Here is a 20,258-nt window from a genome sequence, read left to right as displayed (position 1 = left end):
TTCACCTACAATTTCATATTTGGATCAAATTTATCCCGCAGCCAATCACCTAGTAAATTAAATCCTAATACCGTCAGCATAATGGCAATCCCAGGGAACGTTGCTGTCCACCACGCAGTTGTCACATAGTTGCGGCTATCTGCAAGCATGCCTCCCCATGATGGAATCGTTGGATCCACCCCTAAACCCAGGAAGGTTAATGAAGCTTCTAACAGAATAAATTCAGCAATATACATGGTGCCAAGAACAAGAATGGAAGACATCACATTCGGTAAAATGTGTTTCCTAATAATCGTAAAGGTGGTGCCGCCAATTGCTTTTGCTGCATGAATGTATTCCTGTTCTTTCAGAGAAATGACTTCCCCACGAATCAGCCGGGCAAAACCAACCCAATACGTTAAGCCGAGAATAATAATAATCTTCCATATCCCCGTACCGAGCACACTCATAATCACAATCGCAAATAAGATAAATGGAAAGGCTAATTGAATATCAGCTACACGCATGATAAAATCATCGAGCCATTTCCCAAAATAACCAGCTACTAGGCCAAGTATGGTCCCGATAACTAATGAGATTAAAACGCCAAAAAAACCAACCATTAATGAAATTTTTGCCCCATATATGATTCGGCTGAATAAATCACGCCCTACCTGATCAGCACCAAGGAAGAATACGGATTCACCCGTTTCATCTGCCCAGGATGGAGGTGCGAGCCGAGAGGTTAGACTCGCCTTTGAAGGATCAAATGGAGCAATCCATTGGGAAAAAAGAGCGGCAGAAATACTCAACAAGACGAGAATCATCCCCGCAACACCTGCGGGATTTTTCTTAATAAAACGCCAGATTCTCTTAAGAAGAGAAGGCTTTGGCTGGCTTATTTGCTGTGGTGTTTGTTCAAGCTGTAAAGATGTCATGAGCGACTCCCCCCGATTTTGATTCTCGGATCAATAAGCGTATAGCTTAAATCAATGACTAGGTTGACGGCTACCATGATCACGGCAAGGAAAATAACGCCCCCCTGAATCACTGGATAATCCCGCTGATTGATCGCATCAATAATCAAACGCCCAATCCCAGGCCAAGAAAAGATCTGTTCAACAATAACCGTCCCGCCAAGCAGCGCACCAAACTGCAACCCAAGGAATGTAACAGTAGGCAATAACGCATTTCGGAATGCATGCTTGATTATCACGGCAAAATCACTAATTCCTTTTGACTTCGCTGTTGAAATATATTGCTGATTCATAACCTCAAGCATCGAAGATCGAACAAGCCTTGCCAATATCCCAGATAAAATCATCCCGAGCGTGATGGATGGGAGTATTAGATGCTTGAAGCTTTCAAAACCCGAAGATGGCAGCCATTTCAAATTGACAGCGAAAATTAGAATAAGCATAATCCCTAGCCAAAAGTTAGGAAAGGAAATGCCAATTAATGAAAAAATCCGCCCAAAGAAGTCTACTCCTGTTCCTCGCTTAACCGCTGATACAATCCCTACCGGAAAGGCAATCATGATTGCAACCGCCATTCCCCCAAAGGCTAGAGCTAATGTGGCTCCTAGTTTTTCTTTGATTAAGTCAATGACAGGCATTCCGCTTCTGAACGATTCTCCGAAATCAAAGGTTACGAGACCCTTTAGAAAGATGCCGTATTGTACATACAATGGTTCATCTAATCCGAGATTTTTTCTTACCTCTGCTATCGCTTCCTTCGTTGGTTCCCCTGCCTGAAACATAACAGACACAGGATCTCCCGTTAACCGGACAGAAAAGAAGATGATTAATGAAATAGCAAAAACAACTAAAATAGTATGTAGCAGTCTACGAATAATATAAGCAATCATTTGGTTCCCCCCTTAGAAAAGCGCAAGGCTCTTTATCCTGTAAACATAAGCCCTCTGCGCAATAGAGAGCAGTTATATTTAAAAGAAAGAGATAGCATGAGGATCATACTATCTCTTTATGCCGATGTCTTTACTTCACCGTCACTTCTTCTAGTCGCATACGGTCTTCATGTGGCGGCTGGAAGTTTTGAACTCGTTTATTGACTGCGTATATATCAACAGCGGAATAGAGATTCAACTCAGGAGCCAAGTCATACAGCAATTCAGTCAGCTCCTTGAAGATCGCTTTACGCTCTTCTGGATCAACACTTGCCCGCTGTTTCTCAAGAAGCTCTTCAACCTTTTCATTTTTAAATGAAGGATTCCATTGTTCGCCTTCGTAATACATTAAGTAAGCCGTATTATCAAAGTCCAGTGTCCATCCGCCCCAGCCCTGACGATACATATGGCCAGCTTTTGCATTTGGAATTAAGTCTGAAGTTAATGTTGTACTGTCTGCCGTGTTAATGTTCACCTTGATGCCTACTTCCTCTAAATAGAAGGAAACTGCCTGTGCAATTTCTTTAAAGTTGCCATCATTCCCAGGAATGAATAGGTCAACTGCTGTTCCCTCTTTCACACCAGCCTTTTTCAATAATTCCTTCGCTTTTTCCGGATCATACGGATACGGCTCTAAGTCCGGATTGTTCCCGAAAGAAAGCTCACTTTGGAATGTGCTAATTGGCTTCCCATAACCGCCAAGAATTTCGTTAATAATTGCTTCCTTATCAACTGCATAGTTGATTGCTTGTCTTACTTCCTTGCTATCAAATGGCTTCTTGGCAACATCAAAGCGTAAAGAGAAGGCTGTTGGTGTTCCTACTTCCTGTAATTCAAGGAAGCCAGTTTCTTTTACTGTTTCCGCCTGTGATACTTCTACACGCTTCATAATATCAATTTTGCCAGTTTGTAATTCTGCCAATCTTGTAGATGCTTCAGGGATGATTTTATAGACAACCTTATCAAGCTTTGGCAATCCTTCTTTCCAGTAATCAGGATTTTTCTCTAAGACGATTTCCTGGTCACGTTTATAGCTAGTCATTTTGAACGGACCGGTACCAACAGGGTTGTTGTTAAAATGCTCATCCCCTTTTTCCGCTACATACTTAGGCGGTACGATTACAGCTCCGTACCCTGCAAGCTTCGTTAAAAGGACCGGATCCGGTGTATTTAATTTCATGTTTATCGTAAATTCATCTACAACTTCAACACTTTCAATGGACGTATAATTGGAATATTGCGGACCCTTTTGCCCTTCTGCACCTAGAAGACGGTCAAATGTGAATTTTACTGCCTCCGCATTAAACGGCTCTCCATTATGGAAGGTAACCCCTTGGCGAAGTTTAAATTGCAATGTTTTATCATCTAAATACTCCCAGCTTTCCGCTAGACCAGGCTGCAGTTCCAAATCAATTGTACGATCGACGAGCCCTTCAAATACAGAGGTTGCGACCGTACTCCAATCTAATAGGAACGTATCAATCGGATCCCAGTTTTGCGGATCACCTGAAACACCGATAACTATTTCATTTCCGCGGTCCTTCACCGGGTTCTCCTCACCGCCTTTGCTTGAATCTGTACTCGCTTTTTCTTTCCCGCCCCCTGAGCATGCGGATAATATGAGTGTAAAGATCACTAGAAGTGCGAATAATGACGATAGCTTCTTTTTCATCAACTTGTTTCCCCCCTGTTATTGTTTCGTTTCTATTTTTTCTCCATATGGATATGGCTGGCTGAAGCCAATTTCTTTTGAAATGCCTGAAGCCGCCTCCCAAAGCGCTCCTACTATATGATGGACTTTGTCCCTTGGCAAGGAGGTTGAAAATCCCGCGATGCTAATCGAATAAGGAACCGCTCCAAACCGATCATAAATAGGGACAGCAATTGAAACCGTACCTTCCTCAAGTTCAGAGTCGCTATAAGCAAACCCTTCTTTTCTTGTTTGTTCAATTAATGTTAGAACTTCCTCTTTCAGCTTTGGCGTTTGACTCGCATAAATGGTTAGGGGCGCTTTTAGGACTTCCTGCACCATCTCATCCGGCAAAAAGGAGAGAAGCGTCCGTGTACATGCTCCCGCATATAAGGGTGCATGGCGGCCAACCTTTGTATAAAGACGAACAGGTCTTGTACTTTCAACCTTTTCAATATAAACGCCTTCATGCTGATCGCGAATAACAAGCTGCACAGCTTCATTAAAGGTTTCCTGAAGCTTTTTCATAAATGGAAGAGCAACCCGGCGAATCTCGAATCTCGCAGCCACCCGTTCCCCCATTTCAAGAAATTTAAGACCCAATCCATAACTCTCTCCATCCACAACTAATCCATCCTGCTGAAATGTCATACGCTGCAAATAACCCATCTCAACAAATCCTCTTAATAAGCGGAATGCCGTTGCTTTTGGAATGCCTGAATGCTTTGAAATTTCATCTAATCGCCAGTAAGGCTTTTCTTCTGTAAAATAATCTAGTAAACTTAATGCTTTTTCTAATGTTTTACTCATTTCAATTCTCCCGCTGCGACTGCAAGTTTTTCCGTACTCTCATATAGGTGACAAGAGACGGCATGGTTATCTCGGAATACTTGTAAAGATGGCCTTTCGGTTTTACAAATATCCATGCAAGAAGGGCATCGAGGATGGAATGTACATCCGCTTGGCGGGTTAGAGGGACTTGGGACATCCCCTTTTAATATGATTCGATTCTTCATTTGCAATGGATGAGGACTTGGCAGTGCGGAAAGCAAGGCCTCGGCATATGGATGCAGCGGGTCATCATATAAACTATGTTTCTCCGCAATTTCCACCATTTTCCCTAAATACATAACCCCGATCCGATCACAGAAATGCTTTACTACACTTAAATCATGGGAAATGAATATATATGTAAGTCCAAATTCCTTTTGTAAATCTCTCATTAAATTTAGTACTTGCGACTGAATGGATACATCGAGAGCGGATACAGGCTCATCCGCAATAATTAATTTTGGCTTTGAAATGAGTGCTCTAGCGATGCCAATCCGCTGCCGCTGTCCACCCGAAAACTCATGCGGGAAACGTGAAAGCTGTGCAGCCGTTAAACCAACCTGGTCGGCTACTTCAAGCACTCTTTTCTCCCTCTCTCTTCGATCACTTACACCAAAGTTGATGAGCGGCTCTTCGATAATATCTCTAACTTTCATTCGAGGATTTAATGAAGCAAACGGATCCTGAAAGACGATTTGGATATCCTTTCTTAACCTTCTCATCTCATTTGGATTTAGTTCAGCTATATTTTTGCCTTGAAAGTAGATGCTTCCTTCTGTTGGCTCAAGCAATCTAAGAATCGTTCTGCCTGCCGTACTCTTTCCACAGCCCGACTCCCCCACGATCCCAAATGTCTCTCCCTCCATTACTTCAAAGGAAACGCCATCCACTGCTTTAACTTGCTTCATTGTTTTATTGCCAAAAATTCCACCTTTGATAGGAAAATATTTTTTAAGATTATCAACCTTTAGCAATACGTTTTCACTTTCCGTCACGTCGCAGCCACCTCCGCCTCACCATCTTCATAAAGCCAGCATTTTACTTTAGAGCCATTTTCCATTTCAAATAGAGGAGGAACTTCCTTGCAACGTTCATGTGCAAAGGAGCAGCGAGGGGCAAAACGGCAGCCTGCAGGCATTTTTCCTGGAGCTGGAACAACCCCCAATATGGAAGAAAGATATTCCTTTTGCTCATGAATGTCTGGCAATGAAGCTAATAAACCTTTTGTATACGGATGGCTTGGCTGATCAAAAAGATCAACAACCAGCGACTCTTCTACAATCTCCCCTGCATACATGACAATCACCCGGTCACACATTTCTGCAACAACCCCAAGATCATGGGTGATCAGCACAATGGACATATGAAGCTGATCCTGGATCTTCTTCATCAATTCCAGAATTTGCGCCTGAATTGTTACATCAAGAGCAGTGGTAGGCTCGTCCGCAATAAGAACCTCTGGATTACAAGATAGAGCGATCGCAATCATGACCCTTTGCCGCATTCCGCCTGACAGCTGATGGGGATATTCATTCAATACTTGTTCCGGTCTAGGAATTCCTACAAGCTTTAGCATTTCTAGTGCGCGGTTTCTAGCTTCCTTCTTCGAAACTCTTTCATGGTTCAGAATCATTTCATTTATTTGAGCACCGACTGTATAGACCGGATTAAGAGAGCTCATCGGTTCCTGAAAGATCATCGCAATCTTTTTCCCGCGGATTTGCCGCCAATCCTTCTTGTTAAAGCTATTAAAATTTAAATTTCCTAATCGAATATCCCCGCCATGTCTCTCTACACCAGCAGGCAGCAAGCCCATTAACGATAGAGACGTCATACTCTTCCCACAGCCTGATTCTCCAACAATTCCGAGCGTTTCCCCCTTATGGAGGTGAAAGTTTATTCCATTCACGATAGCGATCCTTCCGCCATCCTCGTCCTTAATCCCAACCTTCAATTCTTCCACTTCTAAAACTTTTTGAACCATTATGACACTCCTAACGGTTTCATATTGTGAAATGCAATTTCATTTTTTGAATTATTTTAATTTTAATTAAATATCTGAAAGTTTGCAATAGTTTTTTAGATAAAAACGTGATAAATATCACGATTATTATTCATTGTTGATTTTTGTGTAGATACGAGCAAAGCATTCATAGGCGAAGATTTTCCGATTAACTTTTCAACTTCAGACAAAATCCAACGATTTAGATACTATAACCGGAAAAACTCCCCTTATTTTTAAGGAAATATAGGTATTTCCCTATTTAAGCGGAATTTTTCCGTTTATTTTTCAAACACAGTATAATCAACATTCTGTAACAGAGCCTAAATAAAAAAACTGCTCGCAATGCGGCAGTTTTTTTTTTTGATATTAGTAATAAAAGTCATTCACAATCTTCTTATTTATAAACTTTAACATCTAACAAATACTTATCTACTTTCTCTTGAACAATTGAATAGCCAATACCGGCTTCTTTTGGAACGGCAACAATTCCTGGTTTGCTTAAGGTAACTTCTGGTTCAACAATGTCTTCGGCCCAATATCTTTTAGAGGCAGACGTATCTCCTGGAATGGTGAAGTTTGATAAGGAAGCTATCGCGATATTATGCGCTCGTCCTACTCCGGCCTCAAGCATTCCACCACACCATACCGGTATCCCGTGTGATTGACAAAGGTCATGAATTTTCTTTGCTTCCGTCAGACCGCCTACACGCCCAATTTTGATATTAATAATTTTACAGCTGCCAAGCTCGATTGCTTTTCTGGCATCCTCTACAGAATGGATGCTCTCATCTAAACAAATTGGGGTTTGTAATTCCCTTTGAAGTTTAGCATGATCCACAATATCATCATGTGCAAGCGGCTGTTCAATCATGATAAGCCCATACTGATCTAATTCTTTTAACGTATCGATGTGATCAAGTGTATAAGCAGAGTTTGCATCAGCCATTAGAGGGATTTCATAGCCAAAGGTTTCCCGGATTGCTTTGATCCGTTCAACATCTATACCAGGCTTGATTTTCACTTTAATTTTCTTATAGCCTTCCGCTAAGAAGTTTTCCACTTTCTTCAATAGACCTTCCACCGTCGGCTCAATTCCAATGCTTACCCCTACTTCAATTTCTTCTTTTTCTCCTCCGAGTGCTTTTGAGAGTGAAACTCCTTTTTGTTTGGCATACAAATCCCAAAGAGCGCCCTCAATCGCTGATTTAGCCATGTTATTTCTTCGGATCCAAGAGAACATCTTGGAAAAATCAGCTGGGGATTCAAGCTCTTCCTTTAGAATCTGCGGGATGATAAACTGTTCTGCCACATGCCAGACGGTATCAATGGTCTCCTCATTATAAGCAGGAGACTCCATTGCCACACTTTCAGCGTATCCAACATGGCCATCTCCATAGACACTTATAAGAATAAATTCCCTTTCTGTTTCCGTGCCAAAGCTTGTTTGAAATGGAGACAGCAAGGGCATCCTTAATCGTTCTAATTTCACCTTATCAATTTTCATAATAGATCCTCCTTCTATCCTATGAATCTAGTGTATTTTTAATTATCTTTAATCGTTAGGCCATTATCTTCAAATGTTTTAAGAATGGTTCGGGTTAAAATTTCAATTCCAGTCAATAAAGCGTCGTGATCAAAGGTCATATGTGGGTGATGCAATCCTGGTTTCAGTCCACAGCCAAGGCCCAGCATTGTTGCTTTCACTTCAGGACGCTTTACACTATAAAAGTGAAAATCCTCCCCGCCAGATGTGACACTAGGCGGCACTATATTCTCATCTCCGATTACTCCCTTAATTGCTTCAGCCATGATGGTTTGGGCGTCCTCACTGACTTGGGCTGCCACGATTTTCCCCTCGGTCTGATATGTAATTCTAACTTGGTAAAAATCTGAAAGGTTCCCGATAATTTTCTCCACTCTTTCCACTAGCTGATCCATCACTGCATTAGACTGTGCGCGCAAGTCAAGACCAAACTGAGCAGAACCCGGTATAATATTGCCATTATCTCCACCAGCGATAAACTTGGTCATCTTGATTGAATACGGAACCATCGGATCAAGATAAATCCCTTTCATCTGCTCAACTAAAGCGGAACCAACCTCAATGGCATTCACTCCTAAATGAGGACGGCCGCCATGAGTGTCTTCCCCGATAATTTCACCTGTAATGAATTGCCCTGCCCCATGGACAATAGCTGGTGCGGCCTTCCCATTTGGAACTTCCAATTCTGGTCTTAAATGTACGCCGAATAAGTAATCCACATCATCAATTACTTTTTTCTCAAGCATTTTTAATGCGCCATTCCCTTTTTCTTCAGCTGGCTGAAAGATAAACTTCACTTTGCCTGGAAGCTTGACATTCATTTTCTTCAGCGTCATCATGACACCCAATCCCATTGTCATGTGGGCATCATGTCCACATGAATGATTTGCCTGCCAGATCCCGTCTACCTCCTGCCATAAGGCATCCATATCGGTACGAAGACCAACCGTAAAGTTTCCTTCTCCGATTTCGGCTACAACCCCTGTACAGTCTTCAAATGTAGTCACCTTACATCCGAGTGCTTCTAGCAAATTAGCAAGATATTGAGTCGTCTTATACTCTTTCCAGCTAACCTCTGGATGTTGATGGAGATAATCAAAAATCTCATAGATTTGGTCTTGCAGTTTGCTATCATCTAAAGTTTCTAGCATGCTACTTCCTCCTTAGCGATGCTATTCTATATTCTTTATTCATTTCATAATTTTCCCTTGACCTGCCGCTGGCTCATTCATAAAGATGACATGCGACAGCATGGTTTGGTGCCACATTCCTTTTTACAGGGACATTCTTCTTACAAATCTCGGTTGCATGCGGACACCTAGTATGAAATACGCACCCTGAAGGCGGATTAATCGGGGATGGCACTTCCCCTTTTAGTGTAATCCGCTCCCTCTTAATCATTGGATTTGGCAGTGGAACAGCTGATAATAAAGCCTTTGTATATGGGTGCAGCGGTTGAGCAAATAACTCATCTGTCGGAGCTTCTTCCACCATTTGCCCTAAATACATTACTCCTATGCGATCGGCTATATGGCGAACAACACTTAAATCATGGGAAACAAACAGATAGGCTAAATTAAATTCATCCTGAATTTCTTCTAAAAGATTCAGCACTTGTGACTGAATGGAAACATCTAGTGCCGATACAGGCTCATCACAAATAATCAAACTCGGGTCAACCATCAATGCCCTCGCAATTCCAATTCGCTGTCTTTGACCACCGGAAAATTCATGCGGATAGCGGAAATATTGCTCAGATTGGAAGCCAACCTTATTTAACATGTCCATCACTCGGTCCATCCTCTCTTGTTTACTGCCGATGCGATGGATTTTCAATGTTTCTTCTAAAATATGGCCGATTCTTTTTCTTGGATTAAGAGAAGAGTAGGGGTCCTGAAAGACCATTTGTAATTCCCGGCGCATGTCCATAAGCTTTCTTCCCTTAAGCTGATAGATATTCTCTCCTTTATATATCGTTTCTCCCTCTGTAGGTTCAATCAAGCGCAGAACTGTCCGTCCAGTTGTACTTTTCCCACATCCGGATTCACCTACAAGGCCATAGGTTTCGCCCTTTTTCATATTGAAAGAAACATCATTTACCGCTTGTACATGTCCTGTCACCTTGCCAAGCGAATTCGTTACAGGGAAATATTTCTTTAGATTTCTTACCTCTAAAAGCGGCTGTTCAATAGGAATCTGCTGCACTGACATATGGACTCTCCTCCCCCGCCTGGAATATTTCCTTGTAATGCCAGCACCTAACTTTACGGCTAGTATCTGCTTGTACAAGTTCAGGCATCTCATCATGGCATTTTTCATTTGCAAATGCGCATCGAGGAGCAAATCGGCAGCCTTTTGGGACTTGATGCAGAGTAGGAACCTTCCCCTCGATGACATGCAGTTTTTTAGAACGATCCCCAGTTAATTGCGGGATTGATTTAAGAAGCCCATCCGTATAGGGATGATAAGGGGAAGAAAACAATGATCGAACATCTGATTCTTCAATGACTTGCCCTAAATACATCACAACTACCTTTGTACAAACTTCTGCAACTACCCCTAAATCGTGGGTTATCATGACTGTACCCATGTTAAACTTCACTTTTAATTCATTTATCAAATCCAGAATTTGTGATTGTGTCGTTACATCCAGAGCTGTTGTTGGTTCATCAGCAATAAGCAGCTTGGGCTGGCAGGAAAGGGCCATCGCGATCATTACCCGCTGTCTCATCCCTCCAGATAACTCGTGCGGGTACTCATGAATTCTTTTCTCTGGTGAGGGAATTCCCGTTAACCTCAGCATTTCTATTGCCTTTTCATATGCCTCTTTCTTATTTACATTCTGGTGAAGCATAATGGATTCAACAATCTGATTCCCGACAGTGTATACAGGATTTAATGAGCTCATCGGATCCTGAAAGATCATTGAGATATCATTTCCCCTTACTGCCTGCATTTCATTAATAGTAGAGGTTAACAAATTCTTTCCTTTATATAGGATTTCCCCTTCGTACTCTGTTGATTTCTCATCAAGCAAGCGAAGAATAGACTCTGCTGTTACACTCTTTCCGCACCCGGATTCCCCTACCACACCAACTGTTTCTCCAGCATGTACAGTGAAGAATACCCCATCCACTGCAGTGACACGTCCTCGTTCGGTATTGAAATGGGTTTTTAAATTTTTCACTTCTAAAAGTTTTGTTTCCACAATTGCTCCCCTCCTCTCCCGTTATTTTTTCGCTTTATTATTATGAGGGTCTAATAAGTCACGAAGACCATCTCCAAACAAGTTAAGCCCAAATACAGTAAGCATGATGGCAATTCCAGGGAAAACGGTCATCCACCACGCATTAAAAATCACCATTTTTCCATCATATAAAAGATTCCCCCAGCTTGGCGCAGGTGCTGGGATTCCTGCACCCAGAAAGCTCAAAGCAGCTTCCGTAATGATTGAATCTGCGAAGATAAATGTGGCTTGAACAACTAAGGGAGAAATGACATTTGGAGCAATATTCACCCAAATAATTCTTGTTGCTCCTGCCCCCTGTGCCTTTAATGCTTCGATATATGTTTGTTCTTTAATGACAAGCGCGGAGGAGCGGACCGTCCGGGCAACGTATGGTGTAAACACGATGCTTAGAGCAATAATGACATTCTCCACTCTTGGCCCTAAAGCAGCCATAATGGCAATCGCTAATAAGATGGCAGGAAAAGCCATGAGGCCATCACAAAGCCTCATTAAAATATTATCCAGCGAGCGATAGTAGGCTGCATAAAGACCAATGATCATTCCCAGGATTGAGGTAATAATGGCAACAAAAAAACCTACGCCTATTGATACTTTCGCACCATGTGCAACCCTGCTGAATAAATCGCGTCCGTAATTATCTGTACCAAAAATATGTGCAGCACTAGGCTCTAATAGCCGCTGCTTTGCCTCCAGTTCATATGGATCATGAGAGGCAAACAATGGACCGGCAAAAGTGAATAACAATATAATGACAATAATGATACTTCCAGTTACCGCTAGTTTATTGGAAAGGAAACGCCTAATTAGCAACTGCCTGCGTTCTTTCTTTATATGACTTTTCACATTCGATAGTTCTTGTTCCCTCACCACTGTTGTTTGCATAATGAGCGCCTCCTTTCTATTTTCGATTTAGACGAACGCGTGGGTCTATCACCCCGTATAGCAAGTCAACAACAAGATTAATCAATACATAACTAATTGCCACAAGAAGGATGGTCCCCTGAATAACCGCAAAATCACGCCGTTCAACAGAATTGACAATTAGCTGGCCGATGCCTGGAATATTGAAAACTGTTTCAACAACCGCCGCTCCTGCTACGAGCGTTCCAAACGTTTGGCCGATGACTGTTAAGATTGGAATAAACGCATTTCTCAATGCATGCTTATAAATGATGATTTTTTCCCTTAAACCTTTTGAACGCGCTGTTTTTATGTAATTAGCGTTAAGGATATCTAGCATCGATGATCTCGTCATGCGGGCAATAAGTGCAGCCTGCATAGCCCCTAAGGCAATCGCAGGCAGGATTAAATACCGTATATGCAGGAAAAAGCCAGCATTTAACGGTTTATAGCCTGCTACAGGCAGCCATCGCAATTGAACGGCAAAGAGGAGAATTAATAAAAGTCCTAATAAAAAACTTGGGACAGAAATGCCGATTAGTGATCCGCCCATAAACGTCTGGTCAATAATCGTGCCCCTTCTTTTTGCCGCTATGACACCAAATGGAATAGCGAGCATTACCGCAAGCAATTGTGCAAAGATTGCTAGAGACAGTGTTGGGCCTAAATGGGAGAAAAACGATTGAAGCACAGGCTCGTTCATAAATATGGACCATCCAAAGTCACCCTGCACGACTCCAGCAAGCCAACTCGTAAATTGCTGGTACAGAGGGAGGTTGAGGCCGAGCTCCTCGCGCAGCTCGGCTACCTCACGTGGACTTGCTTCCGGACCCAGCATAACCGAAGCCGGATCACCAGGAGTGATATGGATTATCAGAAACACAACAACAGCTACTACAAAAAGCACTGGTATTAGTGATAATAGCCGTTTTAGAATATATCCTTTCACAGGTAACTCACCCCTCTATCAATCTAGTTACTTTTTCTGCACATTCCACAAGGTAATGCCTTGCAAGAAGCCCATCCCTTCGATGTTCGAACGAGTAGAAGTAATCGTTGTTTTATTGCCGAATTTAATCATTGGCAAGTAGTTGTAAAATTCCTCTTGAAGCTGTGCAAAATATTCTTGCGCTTCCTCTTGTGAAGAGGCTGTATTAATTTGATCTAGCAATTGATCCATTTCGGGACTATTCGTCCATCCCGGCCATTGGTTAGCAGAATCTAAGAAAACGTACTTGGCAGGAATAGGCTCTGTCGGAAAGCCCGTTACGAAAATATCATAGGCTTTTTCATCTGCACGTCTTTGCAGGACTGTCGCCCAATCATAAACATCCAGCTTCGTTTTCATCCCTACTTTCTCAAGCTGCTGCTGAACGACAACGGCTGCATTGTAGTGATCCTCATAATCTCTGCTTGCCAGAATGACAATCTCTTCTCCGTTATAGCCAGCCTTTTCTAATAATTGCTTTGCTTTCTCTGGATCATTTTGGTTGTATTGATCTTTTCCCGCTTCGCTGTACCATTCAACTTGGTCCTTAATCATTAACCCATGCTCTAATTCATAGAAGTTTTCATTTGTAAAAGAAGCCATTAAAATCTCTTCTTCATCTAAAGCAGCATTCACCGCTTGACGTGCATTTACATCTGCAAAGAAGCCTGTTTTCTTATTAAATACCACTCCATTAAATCCATTGTGGTCAATGTGGTTAACAACATCTTCATTCGCTTCCAATTGCTCCGCATTATCAAATGGGATCGCATTCGCAATGTCATATTCTCCTGTTTGGATTCCTGATAAACGAGTGGATGCATCGGCTACAAATTGGAAATAAATATCATCGACAAAGCCTTCCTTTTTCCCAGCCAAACCACTGCTCTCTGAATCTAGCGATTGGTACTCTGTGAATTTATCCAAATGAACATATTGATCTGTTTTCCATTCTACAAACTTATATGGGCCAGTCCCTATATACTCGGTAATGCCCTGCTCAGTAGCTGCTTCATTGATTTCCTTTGGCGTAATAATTGCTGCTTGGCCTGGATCAGCAAGCATCGCTAAGGCTGTAGACAAGGGCTGCTTCATTTCTAAAACGATTGTTTTTTCACCTGAAGAGGAGAAGACTGCATCAGCAAAATACGATTTGCCAAGTGTTGTCGACTCCTTCCATCGGTTCATGGAGGCTACAACATCCTCAGGCAGCATCTCTTCCCCGTTATGAAATTTGATTCCGTCTCTTAATTCAAAAGTAATTGTCTTCCCATCCTCACTTACTTCATAAGACTTTGCCAGCATCGGCTTCACTTCAAATTTTTGATTAACCGTTACCAGCGTCTCATAGACATGTCTCATCACATCTCTTGTTGCTACAGCTGTCGTTAACAATGGATCAAGTGTGGGAGGCTGAGCATTATAAGCAACCTGCAATTCTCCTCCTACCGCAGTCTCCCCATCTTTATTATCTGTCCCTGACTCCTCTGAGGAACATGCAGCTAAGGATACTGCCAAAATTAACATTAAAAAGAATAAACCAACTTTCTTCATTTCTAGACCCCCTTATTAATATTCCAGCTCTCAAACAACCAGTGAAAAAATACAGAAAAACATGGCTCTTAACCCCAAGAAATAAAGCCTATACTTCTAATTTAAACACTATGAAGTTTATACTTTGGACAAATTTATCATATATTCTGTCTATTTGCAATAATTATTATTTTAAAAATCTTGATTGCCAGCTATCCCCTAAAAATGATAATGTTAAGGAAAAGCGGCCTATGCTTAAATAGGGCTTATTCTATTAAAAGGCATCGAATATTTTATTTAATGAATCGTTTTAAAGGAGTCATATATATGATTAATTTTAAAGAGAGAATAAAAAACAAGTATTCTTCTTTATCAGCAGGGATGAAAAAAGTAGGGAAATATGTACTAGATAACCCGCAAGCTCTCGCCATGAAATCTGCGAGCCAGCTAGGACAAGAAGTTGGCGTAAGTGAAACAACCGTTATTCGGTTCTGTTACTCATTAGAGTATAGCGGCTATAGTGAATTACAAAATGAGGTTCGAAGCTTTTTAATTTTCCATAAGAGCAGCCTGCATGAATATCAAGCAGGCAAAGAAGAATTAGTCAATAAGCCTAATTTTTTTGCACAAAACTTTCAGCAGCATCAAGAACATATTCAGAAAATGAAAGAAAATATAAAAGAGGAGGACCTTCAGCTCACGGTAGATAGAATCTATCAATCCAACAAGGTTTTAGTCACTGGTATGAGAACCTCATTTGCCGTTGCTCACTGGCTGTCCTTCACACTCAATATTGTTCGAGGGAATGCCCAGCTTATTCAGCCAGGCATTGATGATATTAACCATTTGATCACAAAGCTCAATAGTGAGAGCACACTAATTGCGATCGCCTTTCACCGCTATACTCCCTCTACCCTAAGGTTAGCTGAGGCAGCAAAGAAACAGGGTGCTTTCGTCATTGGCATTACAGACTCCGACCTTTCACCACTCTCGGAATACGCAGATGTCCTATTTCCCATCGGTCTCTCACCAAGGTCGACGATTGATTCAGCACCCGCTGTTTTCTCACTAGTCAATACCATTGTTGCGGGGGTATCTGTCATTGATATAACAGAGTTTAAGAAAAGACGAGATGACTATGACAGATTTAACTCGGAGAACTTTTTTATTTAGNNNATAATTGGGTAGAAGTTGATTTGCGCTCCAGGATGGCAGCGACCCGCGGGGTGGGCGCTGAGCCTCCTCGTCGCTAACGCTCCTGTGGGGTCTCATCTGTCCCACTCCTCCCGCAGGAGTCTCGCACCTTCCGCTCCAATCAACTAGTCTTTTTGGTAAACGGAAAATTTCTCTAAAGCAACAATCTTTTAGAAACAGCCTTTATTTAATATAAGATAAAAAAAAGGAGAGTGATCTTGGGATCCACTCTCCTTTTCTATTCAAATTCTTCTGCTTCATACAGAGCCCATTTTAATGTTAACGGAGCATTACTGTACTGTAAATATCATCCTTACCGGAACTTTTAATGGTTTGCCTGAAGGTGTTTTTAACTCTTTGCTTAATGTTAAGAGGTATATTTCCCCGCTTTTATATAAATCATTTGGGATAAGTGTGATTTTTTTATTATCCTCACTGACTCTATACCGTAATTGAACAGCTTCTCCCTTTGAACTTACAACCGATAGACTGTCACTATTCACTAATTTAGGATCAATCGGAATATTCATTTCAATCATCCATTGTCGATCTTGAGAAACATTGAAGCTAGACTGAAAATATTCATATGGCTGATCATCATAGAGAACAACCACTTTTTTCACTTGTTCTTTCAGCTCTATGATTATTGGGGCATCTGTTTCATTTGCAGCTTTTTCAGCAAGTGCATAACGAATGATAAATACTTCCCCATTAGCAATAGAGTTTTCAATAACAATTTTTTTGTTTTTTAATGCGGGTAGATCGCTTTTATTTAAAAGCAGCTTATTTCCATTTATCTCAATCGATACTCCTCTGCTGCCTTCGATCGGTGAGACAATATTTATGAAAGTATCGTCTGGAGCTGGAACAGGATCTGGCTTAGGGCCAGGATCAGGCTTTGGATCGGGATCTGGTTTCGGATCAGGGTCAGGCTTTGGATCGGGATCTGGCTTCGGATCAGGATCTGGTTTCGGATCAGGGTCCGGCTTCGGATCGGGATCTGGTTTCGGATCAGGGTCTGGCTTTGGATCGGGATCTGGCTTTGGATCGGGATCTGGCTTCGGATCAGGATCAGGCTTCGGATCAGGGTCTGGCTTCGGATCAGGATCTGGCTTCGGATCAGGATCTGGAATCAGTTCAGTCACTTCCACATCAATAGTGGCTGACTGTATACCAAACGCTGCGACGATCTTGGCTTTCCCAGCAGTTATCCCTTTTAGCAATCCATTAGAATCAACCAATACCTTTCCCCCATCGACCGGTTGAACAAGATATTTCACAAATCTTGTGATATCTTTCTTATCACCAGTTTGTGTCACTGCAAACACATGCAGCTGAATGGTTTGATCCTTTAAAAGCTTGTATGCTGTCTGTTCGAATGCAATTTTTTCAATTTGCATAGAGTAGTCAATGATACTTCTAAGCAAAATCCCACTACTTGCGGTAAGTTTATCTCCGGCAATCGGATGAATAAATTCCTGACCTGCTATACTCACACTTACATTTCCAATATCAGCATCATAGGCTTGAACGGCCTGCCCTTTAAGAACTACCTCAACAGAATGGGAACCCGTTCTGACAATTTGATCAACAGAAACGCCCGAAGGCAAATTTAGAACCTCCCAATTTGAAGCATTTAAATCATCCACAAATAAATTGCCATCTACAGTGACAATAATGCTTTTTCCGTTTTCCTCCCCCTCCCATATCTCTTCATCTTGGGATAACATTATGGAACTCGATACTTGGAAAGCAGTAATTGTCAGGGAGTTACCTGAGAGTAACTCTTGACCGGATATTGTCGCTGTCCCTAAAACTTTTACTTTTAATTGATAGTCTTGACTAAAATCAGTTCCATTAAAGGACAACAGCAGCTTTACTGTCTTATTATCAATCCTCTGAATACTTTCTACTTTTAAACCAGCAGGGCCATTAACCAGTTCAAAATCATCTCTGCTTAGCCCTTGGCTTTTAAAAGAAGAATGAAGTAATTGTACAGTCATTTCACTTTGATCAAGTGTATTTTCTGCTAATGGAAGAGTAGATGAAATGGATGCCCTTCCTGATGGAAATAATAGATTGGTTTTAGAAGCTAGTGTCTTTTCAGTTGCCGCTACTCTTACCATGACTCCTTCTGAATCCGAAGACAGCTTGATTTTTTCAATACCGGAAGCTAATTCTGCTGTCACTTTAATCCAGCTTTGTCCTTGATCAAGACTATATTCCATCCGCTCAGTTACATTTTTCAGTTCATATTCATCTTCTCCGCCACCTTCTTCTAAGATAACGTTTGGCGGACTGACTGTCTCAGGTATATCTAAAAGAAGCTTGTATGATTGAGGATTTGCCTTTTCACGGATATACACTTTACCTGGTGTAAAGACGATCCCAGACGTTTCTCCATCCTCTGCATCAATCCACTCCCCATCTAGCCCATTAGAAGAATTCAGGCTATATTGGAATCTTTGTGAAGTATTTAATATTTTCCCTTTCCCTACATCTATCTTAGGCGAATCAATCTCCTGCGTTCCGAATATCTTTAATTCTTTAATCGATGTCCATAAATGATTCACATTATTCCCTTTGGTGATCGTTAGCTTTACATATCGTGCTTTAGCCGCCGGAAATGTTTTGGTATGCGTCGACATCGTATTGCCATTCATCCGGTCAATTTCCAGCCAGTTCACTCCGTCTGTGCTTGCTTCAAGCTTAAAGTCAGCTGGGCTTACAATGACACCATTATTCATAAGATCATCGGTCATTAAATTAGTTAGCTCCCAGCCAGTTATTATGGAAGAGTATTGTAAATCCACCTTAATCCAGTAGGTTTTTTCTCCTGAGGCGTACCACCGGCTTGTATAATTCGTTTGATCATCTACAACTCTTTCAGGACTGTAAGGAGCCACAAAACTACTCGCCTCAACTGGTTTTCCCTTAGCAATATTTTCTGTGCTTGCCATTGCTGCTGGCAAATGGACAGCAAGAAGAATACTTATTAAAAATAGTCCTAGAAATACTACTTTAGCTGTTAATTTTTCTATTAAATTATTCCTTTCTCGTGTCTCCATTTATTTAGCTCCCGGAAATTTCCCATTTATTGAGATGTAATAAGAAACATCTGCTGAGGGTTCTGCATCTATTAAATTAGGAATATTCATGTATTGCCCGTTCCTTTCGCCAAATCTATTCCCTATAAGTGAAAATAATGCTTTATGCTCTGATATCTTTAGTTCTGCTCCATCACATCGCAGCCAGCCTGTTGTGTCTTTCATATCTTCCTTCTTAAATAGTCGAATTTCTCCTATATACACATTCGAGTCATTTGGACTATCTGAGTAATAATAGTTTATCCCTGGGAAAGGGCTGGCGTTACGGAGGTCAGGTGTACGGCCATTCCCATTTGCTTCCATGAACTCATTATTTAGTATTCCAGGATAGAGCATCATCCCTGCATGGGACTTAATATCAGCTGAACCAGGCAATGAGCCCTTCACCGAAATCATATAATTTATATTTGGCAACGGATTTGCCCCTCTTAAATCAGGCAAAGAAAAGGAGAAATCATCACCGCCAAATGCTGTTCCAATAACTGAATATAAATCTGAGTTAAATTCCTGCACCTTCTGCATGCCATTTAACTCTTCCCAGCCATCTTCAATAATCCGAAAGTCTCTATATGGAAATAGCCGAATTTCCCCCACATACCGTTCAATCGTTGAACTTCCATCTGCTGCAGCGATATGCTTCAGTTCATTTCCGTTTAAAAATAATAAAATTCCCATTACGGCTGCTAATAATAGTTTCCTTTTCAACCTTTCACATCCTCTCGTTTATTTCACCTTCCATTTGCCGTTTTATACAAATTACGACATTATTACTCTAATTATATTGTTAATTATATTACTTTCAAGTATTATATTATATTTTTATGTAAATTTTCTTTATTCTATTAAAAAATGTTTCAAGTCTATCAAAAAAGGTAAGTACATAGAAGACAACTGAATAATAAAAAATAATTTCGGAGGATGATCGTTATGCGTAAAGTACTTGTTGCCAATAATGTTCTAGATGTACAGGAAAAAATATCTCAACTAGCTGCTGATGGATATTCTAAGGAACAAATATATGTTTTTGCACATGATAAAGATTTCTCCAAAGAATTAACGGATGATACACTTACTCAAAGCATGGATATAGAGGAAAAAGGAGTTATGGACACCGTTGCAAACATATTTAAGTCACGGGGAAATGAGCTTCGCAGCCATTTTGAAAATCTCGGTTTAACTTCAGCAGAAGCGGAGCAATACGAAGAAGAACTTGATAGAGGAAAAATCGTTATCGTTGCTACGTTGAATAAGTTGTCAGAATCTGAATACGTATCGAATACTAGAACTATTTGAAGAAATAAAAAATAAGGCTCTGCGGGGATTTTCCCTGCA

At 41.2% G+C, this 20,258-nt stretch carries 17 protein-coding genes; 2 read left to right on the top strand and 15 right to left on the bottom strand.

The features are described 5' to 3' along the window. Window positions 1-5 precede the first annotated feature (5 nt). The 13 genes from ASU02_RS01900 to ASU02_RS01840 all read right to left on the bottom strand — a co-directional run bounded on the left by ASU02_RS01900 (window position 6) and on the right by ASU02_RS01840 (window position 14,646). Window positions 6-917, bottom strand: a complete 912-nt coding sequence (locus ASU02_RS01900) for an ABC transporter permease (protein WP_057760388.1) — start codon at window positions 915-917, stop codon at window positions 6-8. Next, complete coding sequence (gene nikB / locus ASU02_RS01895) at window positions 914-1,846, bottom strand: nickel ABC transporter permease (protein WP_057760386.1); 933 nt, start codon at window positions 1,844-1,846, stop codon at window positions 914-916. Before nikB ends, ASU02_RS01900 begins: the two co-directional genes overlap by 4 nt. Window positions 1,847-1,976: 130 nt before the next feature. Continuing rightward, the gene (locus ASU02_RS01890; protein ID WP_057760459.1) at window positions 1,977-3,557 is read right to left on the bottom strand and encodes an ABC transporter substrate-binding protein; all 1,581 of its coding nucleotides are present in this window, start codon (window positions 3,555-3,557) and stop codon (window positions 1,977-1,979) included. 18 nt (window positions 3,558-3,575) lie between these two features. Further along, window positions 3,576-4,385: an IclR family transcriptional regulator gene (locus ASU02_RS01885; RefSeq protein WP_057760384.1), complete on the bottom strand. Its 810-nt coding sequence runs from the start codon at window positions 4,383-4,385 to the stop codon at window positions 3,576-3,578. Further along, window positions 4,382-5,401: an ABC transporter ATP-binding protein gene (locus ASU02_RS01880; RefSeq protein WP_057760382.1), complete on the bottom strand. Its 1,020-nt coding sequence runs from the start codon at window positions 5,399-5,401 to the stop codon at window positions 4,382-4,384. Before ASU02_RS01880 ends, ASU02_RS01885 begins: the two co-directional genes overlap by 4 nt. Continuing rightward, window positions 5,398-6,390, bottom strand: coding sequence for an ABC transporter ATP-binding protein (locus ASU02_RS01875; RefSeq protein ID WP_057760380.1), 993 nt, complete (start codon window positions 6,388-6,390; stop codon window positions 5,398-5,400). The genes ASU02_RS01880 and ASU02_RS01875 overlap by 4 nt, the downstream gene beginning before the upstream one ends. Window positions 6,391-6,805: 415 nt before the next feature. Beyond that, window positions 6,806-7,915 carry an o-succinylbenzoate synthase gene (gene menC / locus ASU02_RS01870; protein WP_057760377.1) on the bottom strand — a complete coding sequence of 370 codons (1,110 nt, stop codon included), beginning with the start codon at window positions 7,913-7,915 and terminating at the stop codon, window positions 6,806-6,808. Window positions 7,916-7,953: 38 nt separating this feature from the next. Continuing rightward, complete coding sequence (locus ASU02_RS01865; protein WP_057760375.1) at window positions 7,954-9,105, bottom strand: M20 peptidase aminoacylase family protein; 1,152 nt, start codon at window positions 9,103-9,105, stop codon at window positions 7,954-7,956. Window positions 9,106-9,178: 73 nt separating this feature from the next. Continuing rightward, the gene (locus ASU02_RS01860) at window positions 9,179-10,165 is read right to left on the bottom strand and encodes an ABC transporter ATP-binding protein (RefSeq protein WP_057760373.1); all 987 of its coding nucleotides are present in this window, start codon (window positions 10,163-10,165) and stop codon (window positions 9,179-9,181) included. Continuing rightward, window positions 10,140-11,165 (bottom strand): ABC transporter ATP-binding protein, encoded by a 1,026-nt coding sequence (locus ASU02_RS01855; protein ID WP_057760371.1) that lies wholly within the window; start codon window positions 11,163-11,165, stop codon window positions 10,140-10,142. Before ASU02_RS01855 ends, ASU02_RS01860 begins: the two co-directional genes overlap by 26 nt. Window positions 11,166-11,183: 18 nt before the next feature. After that, entirely contained in the window at window positions 11,184-12,086 is a 903-nt protein-coding gene (locus tag ASU02_RS01850; protein ID WP_057760369.1) for an ABC transporter permease, read from the bottom strand. A 16-nt stretch (window positions 12,087-12,102) separates the two neighbouring features. Beyond that, complete coding sequence (locus ASU02_RS01845) at window positions 12,103-13,053, bottom strand: ABC transporter permease (protein WP_057760366.1); 951 nt, start codon at window positions 13,051-13,053, stop codon at window positions 12,103-12,105. A gap of 27 nt (window positions 13,054-13,080) precedes the next feature. Next, window positions 13,081-14,646 carry an ABC transporter substrate-binding protein gene (locus ASU02_RS01840; RefSeq protein WP_057760363.1) on the bottom strand — a complete coding sequence of 522 codons (1,566 nt, stop codon included), beginning with the start codon at window positions 14,644-14,646 and terminating at the stop codon, window positions 13,081-13,083. 306 nt (window positions 14,647-14,952) lie between these two features. On the opposite strand from ASU02_RS01840, the gene ASU02_RS01835 reads away from it, so the two are divergent. Further along, window positions 14,953-15,798, top strand: coding sequence for a MurR/RpiR family transcriptional regulator (locus ASU02_RS01835; protein ID WP_057760362.1), 846 nt, complete (start codon window positions 14,953-14,955; stop codon window positions 15,796-15,798). Between the two features lie 311 nt (window positions 15,799-16,109). On the opposite strand, the gene ASU02_RS01830 is transcribed toward ASU02_RS01835, so the two are convergent. Both ASU02_RS01830 and ASU02_RS26295 read right to left on the bottom strand, forming a co-directional pair. Next, window positions 16,110-18,887: a discoidin domain-containing protein gene (locus ASU02_RS01830; protein WP_057760360.1), complete on the bottom strand. Its 2,778-nt coding sequence runs from the start codon at window positions 18,885-18,887 to the stop codon at window positions 16,110-16,112. Continuing rightward, the gene (locus ASU02_RS26295) at window positions 18,888-19,631 is read right to left on the bottom strand and encodes a phage tail protein (RefSeq protein WP_057760358.1); all 744 of its coding nucleotides are present in this window, start codon (window positions 19,629-19,631) and stop codon (window positions 18,888-18,890) included. A gap of 222 nt (window positions 19,632-19,853) precedes the next feature. Between ASU02_RS26295 and ASU02_RS01820 the strand changes: the two genes are divergently transcribed. Continuing rightward, complete coding sequence (locus ASU02_RS01820; protein ID WP_057760356.1) at window positions 19,854-20,219, top strand: general stress protein; 366 nt, start codon at window positions 19,854-19,856, stop codon at window positions 20,217-20,219. Window positions 20,220-20,258: the final 39 nt, after the last annotated feature.

It is taken from the genome of Cytobacillus praedii, assembly GCF_001439605.1.
GTDB classification, from domain to species: Bacteria; Bacillota; Bacilli; order Bacillales; family Cytobacillaceae; genus Cytobacillus; species Cytobacillus praedii.
The sequence above is the reverse complement of the archived record's forward strand: the minus strand, read 5'-3'. Positions and strand labels throughout refer to the sequence as shown.